16 protein-coding genes, 1 tRNA gene and 1 pseudogene are annotated in these 18,647 nt (G+C 69.1%); 13 read left to right on the forward strand and 5 right to left on the reverse strand.

Going from position 1 to position 18,647, the window contains the following annotated elements:
- The first annotated feature begins 230 nt into the window (after window positions 1-230).
- Window positions 231-3,827 carry a transcription-repair coupling factor gene (gene mfd / locus RM423_RS10695; RefSeq protein ID WP_311423017.1) on the forward strand — a complete coding sequence of 1,199 codons (3,597 nt, stop codon included), beginning with the start codon at window positions 231-233 and terminating at the stop codon, window positions 3,825-3,827.
- Between the two features lie 41 nt (window positions 3,828-3,868).
- A complete protein-coding gene (locus RM423_RS10700) occupies window positions 3,869-4,468 on the forward strand; it encodes a YdeI/OmpD-associated family protein (RefSeq protein ID WP_311423018.1) in 600 nt (199 codons plus the stop codon).
- Window positions 4,469-4,551: 83 nt separating this feature from the next.
- Here RM423_RS10700 and RM423_RS10705 read toward each other — a convergent pair whose 3' ends face one another.
- Window positions 4,552-4,899 carry an MmcQ/YjbR family DNA-binding protein gene (locus RM423_RS10705; protein ID WP_311423019.1) on the reverse strand — a complete coding sequence of 116 codons (348 nt, stop codon included), beginning with the start codon at window positions 4,897-4,899 and terminating at the stop codon, window positions 4,552-4,554.
- A 128-nt stretch (window positions 4,900-5,027) separates the two neighbouring features.
- Between RM423_RS10705 and RM423_RS10710 the strand changes: the two genes are divergently transcribed.
- From RM423_RS10710 to RM423_RS10740, 7 genes are all read left to right on the forward strand, one after another.
- Window positions 5,028-5,636 carry a hypothetical protein gene (locus tag RM423_RS10710; RefSeq protein ID WP_311423020.1) on the forward strand — a complete coding sequence of 203 codons (609 nt, stop codon included), beginning with the start codon at window positions 5,028-5,030 and terminating at the stop codon, window positions 5,634-5,636.
- On the forward strand, window positions 5,570-6,406 hold the full coding sequence (locus RM423_RS10715; RefSeq protein ID WP_449555806.1) for a MazG family protein: 837 nt from the start codon (window positions 5,570-5,572) through the stop codon (window positions 6,404-6,406). The genes RM423_RS10710 and RM423_RS10715 overlap by 67 nt, the downstream gene beginning before the upstream one ends.
- 152 nt (window positions 6,407-6,558) lie before the next feature.
- Window positions 6,559-7,287: an ANTAR domain-containing protein gene (locus RM423_RS10720; protein WP_311423022.1), complete on the forward strand. Its 729-nt coding sequence runs from the start codon at window positions 6,559-6,561 to the stop codon at window positions 7,285-7,287.
- 192 nt (window positions 7,288-7,479) lie between these two features.
- Window positions 7,480-8,766, forward strand: coding sequence for a phosphopyruvate hydratase (gene eno, locus RM423_RS10725; RefSeq protein ID WP_311423023.1), 1,287 nt, complete (start codon window positions 7,480-7,482; stop codon window positions 8,764-8,766).
- A gap of 117 nt (window positions 8,767-8,883) precedes the next feature.
- Window positions 8,884-9,234: an FtsB family cell division protein gene (locus RM423_RS10730; protein ID WP_311423024.1), complete on the forward strand. Its 351-nt coding sequence runs from the start codon at window positions 8,884-8,886 to the stop codon at window positions 9,232-9,234.
- Window positions 9,231-9,755 carry a DUF501 domain-containing protein gene (locus tag RM423_RS10735; RefSeq protein ID WP_311423025.1) on the forward strand — a complete coding sequence of 175 codons (525 nt, stop codon included), beginning with the start codon at window positions 9,231-9,233 and terminating at the stop codon, window positions 9,753-9,755. The genes RM423_RS10730 and RM423_RS10735 overlap by 4 nt, the downstream gene beginning before the upstream one ends.
- On the forward strand, window positions 9,752-10,732 hold the full coding sequence (locus RM423_RS10740; RefSeq protein WP_311423026.1) for a Ppx/GppA phosphatase family protein: 981 nt from the start codon (window positions 9,752-9,754) through the stop codon (window positions 10,730-10,732). The genes RM423_RS10735 and RM423_RS10740 overlap by 4 nt, the downstream gene beginning before the upstream one ends.
- A 17-nt stretch (window positions 10,733-10,749) precedes the next feature.
- Here the strand turns inward: RM423_RS10740 and RM423_RS10745 are convergent, their stop codons facing one another.
- Window positions 10,750-11,088 (reverse strand): DUF4235 domain-containing protein, encoded by a 339-nt coding sequence (locus tag RM423_RS10745; RefSeq protein ID WP_311423027.1) that lies wholly within the window; start codon window positions 11,086-11,088, stop codon window positions 10,750-10,752.
- Window positions 11,089-11,250: 162 nt separating this feature from the next.
- Here RM423_RS10745 and RM423_RS10750 point away from each other — a divergent pair, with 162 nt between their 5' ends.
- The 3 genes from RM423_RS10750 to RM423_RS25580 all read left to right on the forward strand — a co-directional run bounded on the left by RM423_RS10750 (window position 11,251) and on the right by RM423_RS25580 (window position 13,878).
- Complete coding sequence (locus tag RM423_RS10750; protein WP_311423028.1) at window positions 11,251-12,564, forward strand: NAD(P)/FAD-dependent oxidoreductase; 1,314 nt, start codon at window positions 11,251-11,253, stop codon at window positions 12,562-12,564.
- Window positions 12,565-12,619: 55 nt separating this feature from the next.
- Window positions 12,620-12,692: transfer RNA gene (locus tag RM423_RS10755), tRNA-Leu, on the forward strand.
- 499 nt (window positions 12,693-13,191) lie between these two features.
- Window positions 13,192-13,878 (forward strand): Bax inhibitor-1/YccA family protein, encoded by a 687-nt coding sequence (locus tag RM423_RS25580; protein WP_396327679.1) that lies wholly within the window; start codon window positions 13,192-13,194, stop codon window positions 13,876-13,878.
- A 12-nt stretch (window positions 13,879-13,890) separates the two neighbouring features.
- Here the strand turns inward: RM423_RS25580 and RM423_RS10760 are convergent.
- Both RM423_RS10760 and RM423_RS10765 read right to left on the reverse strand, forming a co-directional pair.
- A pseudogene (locus RM423_RS10760) lies at window positions 13,891-15,108 on the reverse strand (acetyl-CoA C-acetyltransferase); the annotation flags it as partial.
- A 47-nt stretch (window positions 15,109-15,155) separates the two neighbouring features.
- Entirely contained in the window at window positions 15,156-16,199 is a 1,044-nt protein-coding gene (locus RM423_RS10765) for an SGNH/GDSL hydrolase family protein (RefSeq protein WP_311423029.1), read from the reverse strand.
- Window positions 16,200-16,262: 63 nt separating this feature from the next.
- On the opposite strand from RM423_RS10765, the gene RM423_RS10770 reads away from it, so the two are divergent.
- Complete coding sequence (locus tag RM423_RS10770; RefSeq protein WP_311423030.1) at window positions 16,263-17,657, forward strand: cystathionine beta-synthase; 1,395 nt, start codon at window positions 16,263-16,265, stop codon at window positions 17,655-17,657.
- 34 nt (window positions 17,658-17,691) lie between these two features.
- On the opposite strand, the gene RM423_RS10775 is transcribed toward RM423_RS10770, so the two are convergent.
- On the reverse strand, window positions 17,692-18,420 hold the full coding sequence (locus RM423_RS10775) for a serine hydrolase (protein WP_311423031.1): 729 nt from the start codon (window positions 18,418-18,420) through the stop codon (window positions 17,692-17,694).
- Between the last annotated feature and the right edge of the window lie 227 nt (window positions 18,421-18,647).

Genomic DNA, 18,647 nt, shown 5'->3' on the forward strand with positions numbered 1-18,647 from the left:
GGAAACCGGCTGCTCACCGAGACTCTGGCGGCATTTCGGCTTCCCCAGGTTGATACGTAGAGAGCGTAACTTAACAACGCGCGTTTACGCGCGTTTAACAGAGGTATTGCCTCGGTAACGATCGCGTCCGCCGCACCGACGGCTATCGGGCACCTCGGCGCTGTCTGCCTCCCTCAGCGGCCGCAACCCCGTCCCGACAGCAGGGTCCGGCGTCGCCGTAGGCTGGTTGCATGACGCTGGCCGGCCTGATCTCGGAAGCGGCCACACCCCCCGCCGGCGATCCGGCCCTGACGACGATGCTGAGTGCGGTGGGGTCCTCGACCCTGGCGATCTCCGGTCCGTCCGCGCTGCAGCCGCTCGCCGTGGCCACCCTCGCGGGGCCCGCCGGACGTACCGTGCTCGCCGTGACCAGCACCGCCCGCGAGGCCGATGACCTGCTGGAATCGTTGCAATGCCTGCTGCCCGGTGACTCCGTCGCGCTCTATCCGGGCTGGGAGACGCTGCCGCACGAACGGCTGTCACCGCGCGCGGACACCATCGGCCGCCGGCTGGCCGTACTCCGCCGGCTTCGGCACCCGGACGCCGGGGACTCCAGCACCGGGCCGCTGAAGGTCGTGGTCGCTCCCGTCCGCTCGGTCCTGCAGCCGCAGGTGCCCGGCCTCGGTGACCTGGAGCCGGTGCGTATCGCCATCGGGGACTCCGGCCGTGAGCTGGATGACATCGTGTCGGCGCTCGCCACGGCCGGGTACGCACGCGTCGAGCTGGTCGAGAAGCGCGGCGACTTCGCCGTTCGCGGCGGCATTCTCGACGTCTTCCCGCCCACCGAGGATCACCCGCTGCGCGTGGAGTTCTGGGGTGACGAGGTCGAAGAGATCCGGTACTTCAAGGTCGCCGACCAGCGCTCGCTGGAGATCGCGACCGCCGGTGTCTGGGCGCCGCCGTGCCGTGAGATGGCCCTCACCGAGTCGGTCCGCGCCCGGGCGGCGGCGCTGCTGGTCGAACACCCGGAGCTGGGGGAGTTGCTGGAACCGATCAGCCAGGGGGTTCAGGTCGAGGGCATGGAGTCTCTCGCGCCCGTGCTGGTCGACGAGTTGCGGCTGGTGCTGGACGAGTTTCCGGCAGGCACGCACATCCTGATCTGCGATCCCGAGAAAGTGCGGGCGCGCGCCGCCGATCTGGTGGCCACCTCCCAGGAGTTCCTGGCCGCTTCCTGGGCGGCCGCGGCCGGTGGCGGCAAGGCCCCGGTGGACCTCGGTTCGGCTTCGCTGCGCTCGCTGGACGAGGTCCGCGACGGGGCCATCAACCTCGGCCTGCCGTGGTGGTCGCTGTCGCCGTTCAGTACCGACAACGATCTGCTGAGCCCCGGTTCCGACGCGATCGCGGCGGTCACCTCGTCGTTCGAGGCCGCGCCCTCCTACCGTGGCGATACCGACACGGTGCTGGGCGACATCGGTGGCTGGGCCGCGCAGGGCTGGCGGATCGCGCTGGTCTTCGACGGCCATGGAACCGCCGAGCGGGCGCTGGAGCGCCTGCGCGGGGCCGACATCCCGGCACGCATGGTGGCAGCGATCGAGTCGCTGGACGCCGGAGTCGTCAGTGTGGCCAAGGGCCACCTCGCGTCCGGGCTGGTGTCGGCGGAGTTGAGGCTGGCCGTCCTGACCGAATCCGACCTGACCGGGCAGCGGGGCGTCACCGCTCTGGACAAGTCCCGGATGCCGTCGCGCCGGCGCAACGCCATCGACCCGATCCAGCTCAAGTCCGGCGATTACGTGGTGCACGAGCAGCACGGTGTCGGCCGCTACGTCGAGATGGTTCGGCGCACCATCAACGGCGGCGAGCGCGAGTACCTGATCATCGAGTACGCCGCCGCGAAGAAGGGCCAACCCGGCGATCGGCTGTTCGTACCGACGGATTCCCTCGACCAGGTCACGAAGTACGTGGGTGGCGAGGCTCCGTCCATGTCGCGCCTGGGTGGTGCCGACTGGGCGAAGACGAAGGGCCGCGCTCGCAAGGCGGTCAAGGAGATCGCGGCCGAACTCATCCGGCTGTACTCGGCTCGGATGGCGACCAAGGGCCACGCCTTCGGCCCTGACACGCCATGGCAACGCGAGCTGGAGGACGCGTTTCCCTATGTGGAGACGCCGGATCAGATGGCCGCCATCGACGAGGTCAAGGCCGACATGCAGAAATCCCTGCCGATGGACCGGGTGATCTGCGGCGACGTCGGCTACGGCAAGACCGAGGTGGCCGTGCGCGCGGCGTTCAAGGCGGTGCAGGACGGCAAGCAGGTCGCGGTGCTGGTTCCGACGACGCTGCTGGCGCATCAGCACATCCAGACCTTCGCCGGCCGGATGAGTCAGTTCCCCGTCACCATCAAGGAACTGTCCCGGTTCACCCACGCCGCCGAGGTCGACCAGATCCTGGCCGGAGTCGCCGACGGCAGCGTGGACATCGTCATCGGTACCCACCGGCTGCTGCAGCAGACCGTCCGGTTCAAAGACCTGGGCCTGGTGATCGTCGACGAGGAACAGCGGTTCGGGGTGGAGCACAAGGAGTACCTGAAGTCGATGCGCACCGCGGTCGACGTCCTCACCATGTCGGCCACCCCGATCCCACGGACGCTGGAGATGTCGCTGACCGGCATCCGCGAGATGACGACGATCCTCACCCCGCCCGAGGAGCGGCACCCGATCCTCACCTTCGTCGGTGCCTACGACCCGCGCCAGATCTCGGCCGCCATCCGCCGGGAACTGCTGCGTGACGGCCAGGTCTTCTTCATCCACAACCGGGTGGAGTCGATCAACCGGGTGGCGGCCAACCTCGCCGAACTGGTACCCGAGGCACGCATCGCCGTGGCACACGGGCAGATGGGCCAGGACGCGCTCGAGAAGATCATGGTGGGCTTCTGGGAGAACGACTTCGACGTGCTGGTCTCGACCACCATCGTGGAGTCCGGACTCGACATCCCCAACGCCAACACCCTGATCGTGGACCGGGCGGACACCTTCGGGCTGTCCCAGCTGCACCAGATGCGCGGCCGGGTGGGACGGGCGCGCGAGCGTGGCTACGCCTACTTCCTGTACCCGCCGGAGAAGCCGCTCACCGAACTGGCGCACGACCGCCTTGCCACCATCGCCCAGCACACCGAACTCGGCGCCGGCATGGCGGTGGCGCTGAAGGATCTCGAGATCCGCGGTGCCGGAAACCTGCTCGGCGGCGAGCAGTCCGGTCACATCGCCGGGGTCGGGTTCGACCTCTACATCCGGCTCGTCGGCGAGGCGGTCTCGGAGTTTCGCGGTGAGCAACAGGAGCAGTTCAGCGAGGTCAAGGTCGACCTGCCGATCAACGCCAACCTGCCGCAGGACTACCTGCCGGGGGAGCGGTTGCGGCTCGAGGCCTACCGGTCGCTGGCGGCGGCTACCACCAACGAGGCCGTGGATGCGGTCCGGTTGGAGCTGTTGGACCGCTTCGGGCCGCTGCCGCTCGAGGTCGACAACCTGCTCGCCGTCGCGCGGTTCAAGGTCGTCTGTCGCAAGTACGGCATCACCGAGGTGTCGCTGCAGGGGCAGTCGGTGCGGTTCTCGCCGGTGCTGCTGCCCGAGTCGGCCCAGATCCGGCTACAGCGAATGTATGACAAGACCATCTACAAGCCTGCCGTGTCGACCATGGCGGCGGCTCGCCCCAAGGGCATCACGAAGGCCGATGGCAGCTTCGCCGAGACCAAGTTCGGGGGCGAGCCGGTACGCGACCAGGCGCTGCTGACCTGGTGCGTCGACCTGCTCGACACCATTCTGGGTCCGGTTCTGCAGGCTGTGCTGTCCAACTAAGTGCTATCCCGACTGAGGCGCTGTGCGACTGAGGGGTGCGGATGCCGATCGAGCTGCCCGAGCTGCTGCTCGACGCCGGCGCCTGGCGCGACTGGCTGGCGGAGTTCCACACCAGCTCGCCAGGGGTTTGGCTGGTGCTGCACAAGAAAGGCGGATCGGTCACCGAGCTGACCTATGAGCAGGCGCTCAACGAGGCACTGTGCGTGGGATGGATCGACGGCCAGCTCGGCAGGCGGGACGAAGGCAGCTACCGCCAGCGGTTCACCCCGCGCACGTCGAAGAGCCCGTGGTCGCTGAAGAATGTCGAGCGGGTGCGGGTGCTGACCGAAGCGGGACGGGTGCGGCCCACCGGTCAGGCGGCCGTCGACGCGGCGAAGGCGGACGGACGGTGGCAGGCCGCCTACCGGGGCCAGGCGACGGCGGAGGCGCCCGACGACCTGCTGGAGGCGATTGCGGCGAATCCGTCGGCCCGGCAGGCGTATCAGAGCCTGTCGGCGGCGAACCGGTACGCGCTGACGTACCGGGTGAACGAGGTCAAGCGCCCGGAGACGCGAGCGCGACGGATCGCCACCTTTGTCGAGATGCTGGCTCGCGGCGAGACGCCACACCCCCAGCGCGCCCGCCCGTCCGCCGATGAATAGCGCAAGGCGATCCGCCAACGAGTCTGAGGTGCGCTCACGGGCCATCCCTCGATAGCACTGCGCCCCGCTCATGCCGAGGGCAGTCACCGTTGAGGGCGGAGGTGTTTGGGAAGGGTGGCCACCACGAGGTCGTAGCTGTCCTCGATGAGCTCGTACACCTCGTCGTCGTCGAGGCCGTCGAGCAGCACCCGTACCCACAGGCGTTTGTTCAGGTACGGGGCGATGCCGGCATGATCGGGCAGCCGTTGCTTGAGCTCGGCGACCGCCTCGGCCGTGTTCTTCACCGAGATGGCCGGCCGGTCGTCGAGCGCGCCCGGGAAGCAGAAGATCTTCGGGCCGACCTTGGCGAGCTGCCGGTCCTCGTGAAAGGGATTGTCAGCCCAGGCGCCCGGCAGGCTGAGCGCGTAGGCCAGAGCGCCGTCGCCGTCCATCGGTGAGTTCTAGCACGCCGACCCGGACCCGGACAGCCCTGAGCTGGGTTGACGACGGCCAACATGCGAAACTGGAGAAGGCCGCGTGTCGGTTGCCCCGTCGAAAATTGGAAGTCGGAGATCGTCGAGTGAAGATCCGCCTGGTGGCAGTGCTGCCCGTCCTCTCGCTGGCCTGTGTCGGTCTGACTGGCTGTGACTCCAAAGCGGGGACCGCCGCGGTGGTGAGTGGCCACAAGATCTCAGAGACCCAGCTGTCGAGCTACCTTCGCCCGGACGCGCCTCCGGTCCGGAGCAGTGACGGTTCCAGCAGCATCGCGGCGAAGACCTTCGCGCTGCAGTACCTCGTCCAGAACGAGGTTTTCTCCGCACTGCTCGCGGCGAACGGCTCTCCGGTTACCGAGGCCGACCTTGCCACGGCCAAGACCAGCGTGCTGCACGGCGGCGACGAGCAGGTTCTCACCGACCAGATCACCAAGGCAGGCTTCACGTCGAAGTTCGAGCCCGTGGTGCTGCGCAACCACGAGCTGCTCACCATCCTGCAGGCGAAATTGACCTCCAACCAGCAGGCGACCGCTGCCATCGCGAAGCTGAGACAGGGCGTTTCGATCAGCCCCCGGTACGGCAGCTGGAACCAGCAGAGCCTCTCGCTGGTCGGCGTCGGCAAGAAACAATTGCCGTCCGTGCTGAGTTTCGAGGGCACCCTGCCCGGCGACGTGAAGCTGCCCACCCAGCAGTGAGCCGGCCTGGCCCCGCCGAGGACTCCACCCCCGGCGCCCAATTGCTGCGCGCCGTCCAGATCATGGACCGGCTGCGCTCGCCCGGTGGCTGCCCGTGGGACGCGGACCAGACTCACCAGTCGCTCGCGCCGTACCTGCTGGAAGAGGCCTACGAGACGCTGGACGCCATCGAGTCCGACGACCTCACCTCGTTGCGCGAGGAGCTCGGGGACCTGCTGCTGCAGGTGCTGTTCCATGCCCGACTGGCTGATGAGGCACCGGAAGCCGAGCGCTTCACCATCGATGACGTAGCCCGCGATCTGGTCGCCAAGCTGGTCCGCCGGCATCCGCACGTGTTCGCCGACCCAGCGGACCGAGCCGATCCAGCCGATCCAACCGATCCAGCCGATCCAGCCGATCCAGCCGATCCAGCCGATCCAGCCGATCCAGCCGATCCAGCCGATCCAGCCGATGGTGGACTGTCCGCAGCGCAAGTCGCGCAGAGCTGGGATGAGATCAAGAAGGTCGAGAAGCAGCGGGAGTCGGTGACCGACGGGGTGCCGCTCGGTCAGCCCGCGCTGGCGCTGGCTGCCAAGCTGGTCGGACGCTCCGGCAAGGCGGGTCTCGCCGTGCCGGTGCCTGCCGGCGACGGCTTCGGCGAGCAGTTGCTTTCGCTGGTGGACGCCGCGGTGCGGGCGGGAGTGGACCCGGAGCACGCCCTACGGGAGACGGCGCGGGCCTACCGCGAGGCGATCCTCGACGAGGAGCGACGAGTCCGGCCGGGTTCCTGAGCCGCTTGTGGTGGCCGTACGGTCAGTGCGCGTTAAGATCACGTCGCGGGTTTTGAAGTAAGCCCCGATCTTCTGTGCGCTGCCAGCTGAGGACACGCTGCGGCGATCTCGCGACCTACCGAAGGACCGCAGTGGAATCAGACGAAATGGTAATGATGGCGACCGAGTTCGCCGACCTGGCAGCCGCCATCCAGGGCGATGGTGACAACGGTGCGGCGCTGCAGCGGCTGGTGGAACTCGCGGTCAAGCACATTCCCGGCTGCATCTCCGCCAGCATCACGTCCATCCGGCACGGCAAGGGCGTCAGTATCGCGACGTCGGACGCCGTGGCCACGAGCATCGATGCCTTGCAGCACCAACTGGGTCAAGGCCCGTGCGTGGAGTCGGCGACCCACGCCGCCAACTGCCTGTTGTTCGACGTGGAGCACGAGTCGCGCTGGCCGCTCTTCGTGGCAGCCGCGTCGCGGGACACGCCGGTGCGGTGCGTCCTGGCCATCCGACTGGCCGGATCGGAGCAGTCAGCGCTCAACCTGTACGCCACCGAGCCGGCTGCCTTCGACGACGACGCCATCGCCGCGGCCACGGTGTTCGCCGCGCATGCCACCGGACTGGTGGCGCTCAGCCAGTCCGAGGACCAGCGCCAGCACCTGGCCACGGCGCTGCAAAGCAGCCGTCAGATCGGTACCGCGATGGGCATTCTGATGGCGCACCACAAGGTCACCGAGGAGCAGGCCTTCACCATGCTCCGGACGGCCAGCCAGCACCTGCACCGCAAGCTGCGCGACGTGGCCGCCGTGGTCGCCGAAACCGGCGCTCTGCCGGACCTGCCGCCACTCGCCAGGGACGTCACCGTTACCGGGGTCGGCAGCGGGACGGCCTGAGGCGCTTGCCCCGGGTCCCTTACCTGCTGGGTATCTTCGGTGTCTTTCTGCGCGTCCCCGCCCGGTTCTGCGTGGTCCGGCCCCGGCGAGTACCTGCGGCTTCCCCGCCCGTGCCAGATAGGCTGACCATCGGTCCTGCAACGTCGCGCGGGCTGAGCGAACCAGTGTGCAAGAACGTCGAGAGGACCAGTTGTGGCCAGCATCGAGGCCGTAGGCGCCCGTGAAATCCTGGATTCCCGGGGAAACCCCACCGTCGAAGTAGAGGTGGCCCTTGACGACGGGACCCTTGCCCGGGCGGCGGTTCCCTCCGGAGCGTCCACCGGCGCCTTCGAGGCTGTCGAGCTACGCGACGGTGACGCCCGCTACGGCGGTAAGGGGGTCCGCAAGGCGGTGTCGGCGGTCCTGGACGACATCGGCCCGGAACTGCTCGGCTTCGAGGCCAGTGAGCAGCGGCTGGTCGATGCCGCGCTGATCGACCTCGACGGCACGCCCGACAAGTCGAAGTTCGGCGCGAACGCCATCCTGGGCGTCTCGCTCGCCGTCGCCCGCGCGGCTGCAGCCTCGTCCGGCTTGCCGCTGTTCCGCTACGTCGGCGGGCCGAACGCGTACCTGCTGCCGGTGCCGATGCTCAACATCCTCAACGGCGGCGCGCACGCTGACTCCAACGTCGACGTGCAGGAGTTCATGATCGCCCCCATCGGTGCCCCGACCTTCGCCGAGGGCCTGCGCCAGGGCACCGAGGTGTACCACGCTCTGAAGTCGGTGCTGAAGTCCAAGGGGCTGTCCACCGGCCTGGGCGACGAGGGCGGCTTCGCGCCCAGCCTGGAGTCCAACCGGACGGCGCTCGACGTCATCACCGAGGCGGTCGAGAAGGCCGGCCTGCGCGTCGGCACCGACATCGTCTTCGCGATGGATGTCGCCGCCACCGAGTTCTACTCCGACGGCCACTACCAGTTCGAGGGCGCTCCCAAGACCTCGGAGCAGATGGTCGCCTACTACAAGGACCTGGTCAGCAGCTACCCGATCGTGTCGCTCGAGGACCCGATGTCGGAAGAGGACTGGGACGGCTGGATCTCGCTGACCACCGAGCTGGACGAGGCGCTGCAGATCGTCGGCGACGACCTGTTCGTGACGAACCCGGAGCGGCTCGCCCGCGGCATCGCCACCGGAGCGGCGAACGCCCTGCTGGTGAAGGTGAACCAGATCGGCACGCTGACCGAGACCCTCGACGCCGTGGATCTGGCGCACCGCTCCGGATACCGCTGCATGATGAGTCACCGTTCGGGCGAGACCGAGGACACCACCATCGCCGACCTCGCGGTGGCGACCAACTGCGGTCAGATCAAGACCGGGGCCCCAGCGCGCTCGGAGCGGGTCGCCAAGTACAACCAGCTGCTACGCATCGAGGAAGAGTTGGACGACGCGGCCCGATACGCCGGCGCCGCTGCGTTCCCCCGCTACAACCCGGCAGGCAGCTAGCCAATGGCAGATCGACGCGGCGATGCCGGACCGGCCGGCCGAGCACGGTCGACGCGACCGGACAGGTCGCCGTCGCGGCGTCCGTGGCTGACCGGACGGAACATGATGATCGCCGCCATGGCGCTCTTCCTGTTGGTCATCCTGGCATCGCCGCTTCAGACCTACCTCGGCCGGCGCGCGTCGGTGGCGAACTCCGAGCGCCAGCAACAGCAACTCAACGCCCAGGTGGCGCAGTTGCAGCACCAAACGGCGCAGTGGCAGGACCCAGCCTTCGTCGAACGGCAGGCCCGGGTTCGGCTGCAGTACATCCGTCCGGGCGACACCCTGTACACCGTGCTGAACGCCGATGGCACGCCGCGCACCAGTGCGTCGACGTCCAGCAGTACGAAAGTGGCCCGAGCGGGGCACCAGCCGAACTGGAATGCCACCCTGTGGACCAGCGTCGAAGAGGCCGACAACGCCAAGTGAGTTCTGATGCCGCCATCGATCAGCGTGATCTGGACATCGTTGCCGAGCAGTTGCGGCGCGCCCCCAGGGCGATCCGCTCGGTCGCGCACCGCTGCCCCTGCGGCAATCCTGACGTGGTCGAGACGGCATCGCGGCTACCGGACGGCTCGCCCTTTCCGACGCTGTTCTACCTGACCTGCCCCAAGGCATCGTCGGCGATCGGCACTCTGGAGGCATCCGGTCTGATGACCGAGATGACCCAGCGGCTCCGGTCCGAACCGGAACTCACCGGCTCCTACCGGGCGGCTCACGAGGCCTACCTGGCCCGGCGCGGCAGCCATGGCCCGGTGCCCGAGATCGAGGGCATCTCGGCCGGGGGCATGCCGGACCGGGTGAAGTGCCTGCACGTCCTGGTCGCGCACTCGCTGGCGGCGGGGCGGGGCGTCAACCCGCTCGGCGACGAGGCGCTCGCGCTGCTGCCACAGTGGTGGGCCGACGGTCCGTGCGTGGTGGCCGACACGGTGACGGAGGAGTCCCGATGAGCAGTACGACCACAGGCCGGGTGGCCGGGATCGACTGTGGGACCAACTCCATCCGGTTGCTCGTCGCCGACCCGGGGAAATCCGGCCTGGTGGACGTGCACCGCGAGATGCGGGTCGTCCGGCTGGGTCAAGGAGTCGACCGCACCGGCCGACTTGCGCCCGAAGCACTCGAACGGACCAGGCTGGCGCTGGTGGACTACGCCGACCGGATCCGCGGACTGGGCGCCGGGGCCGTCCGGATGGTGGCAACGTCGGCGTCGCGTGATGCCGAGAACGCCGAGGACTTCCGCGCCATGGTTCGGGCAACCCTCGGAGCCGAGGCCGAGGTCATCTCCGGTGCCGAAGAGGCCGCGCTGTCGTTCAGCGGAGCGGTCGCCGGGCTTCCTGGCGTGGCGGACCCGCTGCTGGTGGCCGACATCGGGGGCGGCTCCACCGAGCTGGTGCTGGGCTCTCCGGGTAGGGGCTCACCACGCTCGGCGCAGGTTGGGCACGTCCAGGCCGGTCCCCGCGTGATCGCCTCGCACAGCATGGACGTCGGATGCGTGCGGATGACCGAGCGCCACCTGCGGACCGATCCGCCGACGCCGGACCAGATCCAGGCCACGATCGCGGACCTGCGGGTGGCACTGACCGAGGCCACGGCCGAGGTTCCGGTGCGCGAAACCGCCGCCTTCGTCGGGGTCGCCGGGACGGTGACGACCATTGCCGCCCTGGCGCTGAAGCTTCCCGGCTACGACCCGGCCGCCATCCATGGCGCGGTCGTCAGCTACGAGCGGGTAGCCGAGGTCACCGAGATGTTGCTGCGGATGCGGCATGCCGAGCGCGCCGCCCTGCCGGTGATGCATCCCGGCCGGGTGGATGTGATCGGCGGCGGTGCGCTGGTGCTGCGGACCGTCATGGAATTCATCGGCGCGGACGAGGTGATCGCGAGTGAGCACGACATCCTCGACGGCATCGCGATGAGCCTGTTGCCCTAACCGTTACGCGCTAGTCGCTAGGCGGTTTCGAGGTCCGAATCGGTGCGTCGCGCCACCTCGGGGCTGACGCCGGGGTGCTTGGGCCGGGGCGATGGTGTTCCGGTGATCGCCCGCCACAGGGTGTCCGCGCCCTTGGTGGTGAGCAGCTGCGCGACGCCTGCTCCGACGCCGGTCAGGCCGGCCCAGACGATGGCGTCCTTCCAGTCGGTGTCGACCTCTTTCGGGTTCACCGGCGGATTGTTCGGCCGCGCGGTCGCCCACGCCTTGCGGGTGGCCTTGGTGACGATCCGCCCGATCGGGATGGCCACGACGGTGGCGACCAGTTTGAAGCTGATTCGTCCTACTGCGCCCGCCATCGTCGATCCCTCTCAGTCCAGCCCGCGATCTTTCGGCCAGTCTAGCGGTGGGGCACGGGCGCCCCGGTGGGCCAGCCGCGGGCACTAGGTGGCGGCGATCGATCACCCCTAAAGCCACAGCCAACTCTGTAACGTGGAAACAGACCCGAGGAGGGCTGGCACATGAATAGCGGACCGAAGCGGATCGTCATCGTCGGCGGTGGGTATGTCGGCATGTACACGGCCTTGCGGGCGCAGAAGAAACTGTCCCGGGGCAGCGCCGAAATCATCGTGATAGACCCCCAGCCCAACATGACCTACCAGCCCTTCCTACCCGAGGCGGCGGCCGGCAGCGTCGAGCCCCGGCACGTCGTGGTGCCGTTGCGCCGGGTGCTGAAAAAGTGCCGGGTGCTCACCGGCGCGGTCACCGAGATCGACCACGAGCGGCGCTCGGTGCAGGTGCGGCCGGGCGTCGGTGAGTCCTACGACGTGAGCTATGACCTGCTCGTGGTCGCTCCCGGATCGATCGCCAGAACGCTGCCCATCCCAGGTTTGGCCGAGCAGGGCATCGGCTTCAAGACCATCGGCGAGGCTATCTTCATGCGCAACCACGTGCTCGGACGGCTGGACTTCGCCGCGTCCGTGGAGGACCCGGTGGCGCGCAAGCGGGCGCTCAGTTTCGTCTTCGTCGGCGGCGGTTATGCCGGCGTCGAGGCGCTCGCCGAGCTCGAGGACATGGCCCGGTACGCCTGCCGCTACTACGCGACCATCGACCCGAGCGAGATGCGCTGGGTGCTGGTCGAGGCGGCGAACCGGATCATGCCCGAGGTGTCGGTCGGCCTGTCTTCCTACACCGCGGACCGGTTGCGCGAGCGCAACATCGACGTCCGGCTGGACACTCGCCTGAACTCCGCCGTGGACGGTCACATCGTGCTGTCCGACGGCGAGGCATTCCAGTCCGACACCCTGGTGTGGACGGCCGGCGTGCGCTCGCACCCGCTGGCCGCGAAGTCCAAGCTGCCGGTGGACGAGCGGGGCCGGCTCACCTGTAACGCCAACCTGACCGTGAAGGGCCTGACCGGTGTGTTCTCCGCCGGTGACACGGCGGCGGTGCCCGACCTGTCGAAGAAGGACCCGAACGCCCTCTGCGGCCCGTCCGCACAGCACGCCGTCCGCCAGGCCCGGGTGCTCGGTGAGAACCTGGTCCGCACCGTCAACGGCCAGGCGCTCGAGGACTACAAGCACGGCTACGCGGGTTCGGTCGCCTCGCTCGGCCTGTACCGGGGCGTCGCCGAGCTGTACGGCGTGAAGGTGCGCGGGCCGCTGGCCTGGTTCATCCACCGCAGCTACCACCTGTCGCGGGTGCCGACGTTCAACCGCAAGGTGCGGGTGCTCGCCGACTGGACCGCCGCGCTGTTCTTCCCGCGCGAGGTGGTGTCGCTCGGGCAGCTCCAGACCCCACGCAGTGACTTCGCGCGGGCGGCCGCAATCTCGTAACCGGCCGCGCCAGCCGGCACCGGTCCGGCCGCTGCTGTCGCTAGGGTGGTCGGGCGCCCCCGTAGCCCAATGGCAGAGGCAGCGGACTTAAAATCCGCACAGTGTCGGTTCGAGTCCGACCGGGGGTACCGCATGTGCGGTGGTATTAGCCCGCAGCAGGCCCGGGACCGTCTTCGGAGGACCTTCCGGACCATCAGACATCCCGAATATCGCCTCCCTTGAGGAGCAGGAGCGCGCGAAGTGTAGGTAACTGCGCCACCGGGCGAGCGCCCGAGTCGGTGGCGAGCTTTCGGCATTTACAACCCCCCGACCATTCCGACGAGCAGCTGGAGTGGCTTCGCGAGTTGCTCGGGGACTGACCTGCCACACCGGCCGTCGCGACGGGAACCCTGAGCACCCTGTCGTGCGTTATCACTGTGTACCTAGACGCATCACCTAGCGGATGCGGTATCGAGTGGAGGGACAACAGTGGCCAGTAACCCTGTCTTGCGGGGCTTTGAAAAGACCGGGCGACCCGGCGTGGCCGCGCCCAATGGTCAGGGCGGACGTGCGGTGCCACCACCGCCCTCGGCGTCACAGCTCAACGACTGGTATGCCCAGCCGTCCTTCGGGCAGCCGCCCGCTCCGGTGGCACCGTCGCGCTACCTGACCATCGACGATGTCGTCACCCGGTCGCTGGTGCTGCTCGGCACGCTGCTGGTCGCGGCCGGCTTCGCGTGGTTCGCGGTTCCGGACAGCGCCGTCGGGCTGACCGTAGGCGTCGGCTTTATCGGTGCGCTCGGGCTCGGGCTCTACATGGGCTTCTCGGGTAAGGCCAACGCGGGCACGGCCGTCGCGTACGCCGCGCTCGAAGGCTTGGCGCTCGGGGGCATCAGCGAGCTGTTCAACCGGCAGTGGCCGGGCATCGTCGTACAGGCGGTCACCGGAACCATCATGGTGGCTGGCGGCGTGCTGGTGGTCTACAAGACCGGCGCGGTGCGGGTGACTCCCAAGTTCACCAAGATCGTGTTCGCCTCGACCCTGGGTGTGGCCGGCCTGATGCTGGTCAACCTCGTCGCGGGCTTCTTCACGCCTGGCGGGCTCGGTCTGCGTGACGCGCAGAGCCCGGTCATCGCGATCGGTTTCAGCCTGCTGTGCATCGTGATCGCGGCGTCGAACCTGATCATCGACTTCGACATGATCGAGCAGTCGGTCCGCCGCGGCGTGGACGAGAAGGTCGGCTGGTACCTGTCGTGGGGCCTGCTGGTCACCCTCGTGTGGCTGTACCTGGAGATCCTGCGACTGCTCAGCTACCTGACCGGACGAAACGACTAGCACCAGACACAACGAGAGCCGCTCGAGGATCATCGCCATGCCCTGGCCACCGCCGACGCACATCGTCTCGAGCCCGAACTGCTTGTCGTGCGTCTGCAACGAGTTGATCAGGGTGGTGGCGATGCGGGCTCCGGTCATGCCGAACGGGTGCCCGACCGCGATGGACCCGCCGTTGACGTTCAACCGGTCCAGGTTGATGCCCAGCTCCTGATACGAGGGGATCACCTGCGCGGCAAAGGCCTCATTGATCTCGACCAGGTCGATGTCCGCGATCGACATCCCGGCGCGGGCCAGAGCCTGCTGCGACGCACCGACCGGTCCCAGGCCCATGATCTCGGGCGACAGGGCGGTCACGCCGGTCGAGACGATCCGGGCCAGCGGGGTCAGGCCGAGCTGGGCAGCCTTGGTTTCACTCATGATCACCAGCGCGGCCGCCCCGTCGTTGAGCGCGCAGCAGTTGCCGGCCGTGATCCGTCCGTCCGGGCGGAAGACCGGCTTGAGCTTCGACACGGCCTCGTAGTTCACGCCGGCCCGGGGGCCGTCGTCGGAGCTGACGACCTCGCCGGACGGCAGCGTCACCGGAGTGATCTCTCTGGCCCAGAAGCCGTTGGCGATCGCCTTCTCGGCCAGGTTCTGCGAGCGGACGCCGAAGTGGTCCATCTCTTCCCGCGAGACGCCCCTCAGCCGCGCCAGGTTCTCGGCCGTCTGGCCCATCGGGATGTAGGCGTCGGGTAGCTCACCGCTCTCGCGCGGATCCTGCCACTCGTCGGTCCCCTCGGCCGCAACCGCCTCGGTCCGTGCCTGCGCGTCGGTGAACAGGGGGTTCTTGGTGTCGGGCAGGCCGTCCGACGAGCCCTTTCCGAAGCGGGACACCGTCTCGACGCCGGCCGAGATGAACACGTCACCCTCACCGGCCTTGATCGCGTGCATCGCCATCCGGGTGGTCTGCAGCGACGACGAGCAGTACCGGGTCACCGTGACCCCGGGCAGGAAGTCGTAGCCCAGCAGCCCGGAGACGATCTTGGCCATGTTGTAGCCCTGCTCGCCGCCGGGCAGGCCACAGCCGAGCATCAGGTCGTCGATGTCCCTCGGGTCCAGCTCGGGAACCTTGGCCAGCGCGGCTGACACCATCTGGGCGGCGAGGTCGTCCGGGCGCATGGTGGCCAGTGATCCCTTGCCGGCTCGGCCGATGGGCGAGCGGGCGGTGGCGACGATGACTGCCTCAGGCATGATCCGGCTCCGATCTGCGGCCGATCCAGGCCGCGGTGTGATGGCTGTCAGACCGACTGGTCGGTCCGACCCATGGTGGCAGGCTGGCGGGGGTCCGCGTCGGTGGACGTGGTCGGTATCACGGTTTCCGTACGCCGACGGGTCAACCGCGCCCACGGCCCGCGACGTCCGGTGCGCTCGCCCCGCACCTCGGCACCGACCACCTCGGTACCGGGCAGGCTCGCCGCCCGGGCAGCGGCTCGGGCGACCGGGCGGGCCCGGGTCGAGGTGAACGGTCCGGCCGGCTGCGACACGGTGGTCAGCCCGAGCGCCGCCGCGGCGGAGGGCAGCAGCACCTCGGCCGCCCGGGCATAGCCGATCGCGGACGGATGGAACTGGTCGTCGGAGAAGAACTCCCGCCGCGCCGCGAACTCCCGGCCCAGGATGTCGCCGAGACTCACGGCGCGTCCGCCGGCGGCCACCACCGCCACGGCCTGGGCGGCGGCCAGCGTGCGCGAGAGCCGGCGAGCCAGCCAGCGCAGCGGTTGGGCGATGGGGCGGATGGTTCCCAGGTCCGGGCACGTCCCCAGGACGAAGTCGACGTCGGCCTCGGTCAGCGCGGCCAGCGCGGCATTGAGGTGCCGAACGGACTCCGAGGCCCGGATGCGATGGGTGACGTCGTTCGTCCCGACCATGATCACGGCCAGGTCCGGCCGCTCGGGCATCACCAAGGCCACCTGGCGCACCAGGTCGGAGGTCTGGGCGCCGACCATCGCGACGTTTCGCAGCCGGACCGGCCGCTGCGAGAGCCGGGACAGCCCCACCGCGATCTTCGCCGCCGGGGTGTCGGCGTCGACGTGCACGCCGTAGCCGGCGGCGGAGGAGTCACCGAGCATGGCGAGCACCAGTGGCTCGGCGGTGGTGTCGAGCGCGGGTGCCGACCACGTCCCGTCGGCGCGTGGCGGATCGGTCTCGGCCGGGGTGATCCGGCGGCGTGCCAGCTTCGTCTCGCCGTAGATGACGCCGACGGCGGCCGCGCTCAACGCGCCGAGACCGCCGCCGCCGAACGCCGCGGCGGTGACCACCCGGCGTGCTCGGGAGGCACGGCTCATGTGTCACTTCCCGTCCGCGGGTTCGGGTCTCTTGGGTGCACTGTCGAGGTTAACCTTTGCGCTATGCGCTACTACACATCGCTCGTGGACCTGATCGGCGACACCCCGCTCGTTCAGCTTCGCAGCGTCACCAGCCACCTCGACCCGGCGAAGGCACCGATCGTGCTGGCCAAGGTCGAATACTTCAATCCGGGCGGGTCGGTCAAGGACCGGGTCGCCGTGCGGATGATCGACGAGGCCGAGAAGTCCGGTGCTCTCAAGCCGGGCGGCACCATCGTCGAGCCGACGTCGGGAAACACCGGGGTGGGGCTGGCCATCGTGGCGCAGCAGCGTGGCTACGACTGCGTGTTCGTCCTGCCGGACAAGGTCGCCGCGGACAAGATCAGCATTCTGCAGGCCTACGGCGCCCGGACGGTGGTCTGCCCCACCGCGGTCGCGCCCGAGGATCCGCGTTCCTACTACCAGGTGTCGGACCGCCTCACCCGTGAGATCCCGGGCGCGTGGAAGCCCAACCAGTACGCCAATCCCAGCAACGCCCTGTCGCACTACGAGAGCACCGGCCCCGAGGTCTGGGACCAGACGGACGGCAGGATCACCCACTTCGTCACCGGGGTCGGCACCGGCGGCACCATCTCGGGCACCGGCCGCTACCTGAAAGAGATGTCGGCCCACCGCGCGGGCGGTCCCGTCCGGATCATCGGCGCGGACCCCGAGGGCTCGGTGTACTCCGGCGGTACCGGCCGTCCGTACCTGGTCGAGGGGGTCGGTGAGGACTTCTGGCCCGAGGCGTTCGACCGCAGCATCCCGGACGAGATCATCGCGGTGTCCGACCGCGACTCGTTCGACATGACTCGCCGGCTGGCTCGCGAGGAGGGCATGCTGGTCGGCGGCTCCTGCGGCATGGCGGTTGCCGCCGCGCTGCGGGTCGCCGAGAAGGCCGCCCCGGACGACGTCATCGTCGTCCTGCTGCCCGACGGCGGCCGCGGCTACCTGGCCAAGATCTTCTCGGACAAGTGGATGAGCGACTACGGATTCCTCGAGACGCCGGGCGCGATCACGGTCGGCGAGGTGCTGCTCGACAAGGACGGCGGAACCCCGGCGCTGGTCCACGGCCACCCCAACGAGACGGTGCGCGACGCCATCGACATCCTGCGCGAGTACGGGGTGTCCCAGATGCCCGTCGTCGGGGCCGAACCGCCGGTCACCGCCGGCGAGGTCGTCGGATCGGTGTCGGAGAAGGTGCTGCTGGACGCGCTCTTCGCCGGCGACGCGACCCTGGCGGACCCGCTGGAGAAGCACATGTCGGCCGTGCTCCCGATCATCGGCTCCGGAGAGCCGGTCAGCAGCGCGGTCACCGCGCTGGAGAGCGCCGACGCCCTGCTGGTTCACATCGACGGCAAGCCGGCGGGCGTGCTGACCCGCCAGGACCTGCTCGGCCACCTCACCAGCAGCCGCTAGCCTCGGCGTCGGGCTGGGGGCGCGTCCGCTGCGATCAGCCCAGCCCGGCGGAGAGCTCGGCCGCGGCCTGCTCGACCCGGTCCACGCCCGTCTGAAAGTCCGGCTCGTGCTGGCTGAGCACCGCCATCAGCACCGGATGCCCGTGGACGGTGAGCACGCCGAGGCTGTTCACCGCCCACAGGTCGTTGTCGGGATCGATGGCGAGCCAGCCGTTCTTGTCGGCCGTCGCGGTGCCCGCGTCGGCCGCCACGCTGACACCCCACCGCTGATCCGGGTCGACGTTGCTCATCAGGTCGAGGGCGTACGCGCGCGAGGCCGCGTTCAACAGCGATGAGGACGACGTCAGGTTGCGCAGCAGGATGATCTGATCGGCCGCGGAGGAGGTCGACAGGCCCCAGTAGCCGTCCGGGTCCATCGTGGTGCTGGTGAGACCGGCGATCTGGTTGTAGGCGTTGATCCCGTCGCTCGCTCCGGCGTCGCGCCAGACCCGGTCGGCCGCGTCGTTGTCGCTCTGCTCGATCATGGCGGTGGCGTCGGCCTGCTCGTCGCTGGTCAGTTCCTCACCGCTCTGCTGGTGCTGATAGAGCATCGTTTCCAGGAAGTTCAGCTTGATGGCGCTCGCCGCGTACATCTCGCTGCCGGCGCCCAGCGTGACGGAGCGTCCGGTGACCAGGTCCACCGCGGCGGCGGAGTACGCGCTAGGTGAGCCGAACAGCTGCAGCAGCGAGGCATCGATACCGGCCGGTGAGGTGTCCTGGGGCATCGATCGGCTGGCTGATGGCGTCGGCGTGGGTGTGGCTGATGGTGTGGGTAGGGCCGATGAAGTCGCGGAGGACGTCGGCAGGGGCGCCGCGATCTCGATGTGCCTGGGAGACGGCGATGAGCCGGCCGTGCTGGCAAGGCGGGACTCGCCACTGGTAATTCCATGCGCCGCAAGCGTGAGCGCGCCGGCACCGATGACGAGCGCGGCGACTGAGCCCCGCCTGCGCA

The sequence above is a fragment of the Jatrophihabitans lederbergiae genome, assembly GCF_031845305.1.
Lineage (GTDB): Bacteria > Actinomycetota > Actinomycetes > Mycobacteriales > Jatrophihabitantaceae > Jatrophihabitans_A > Jatrophihabitans_A lederbergiae.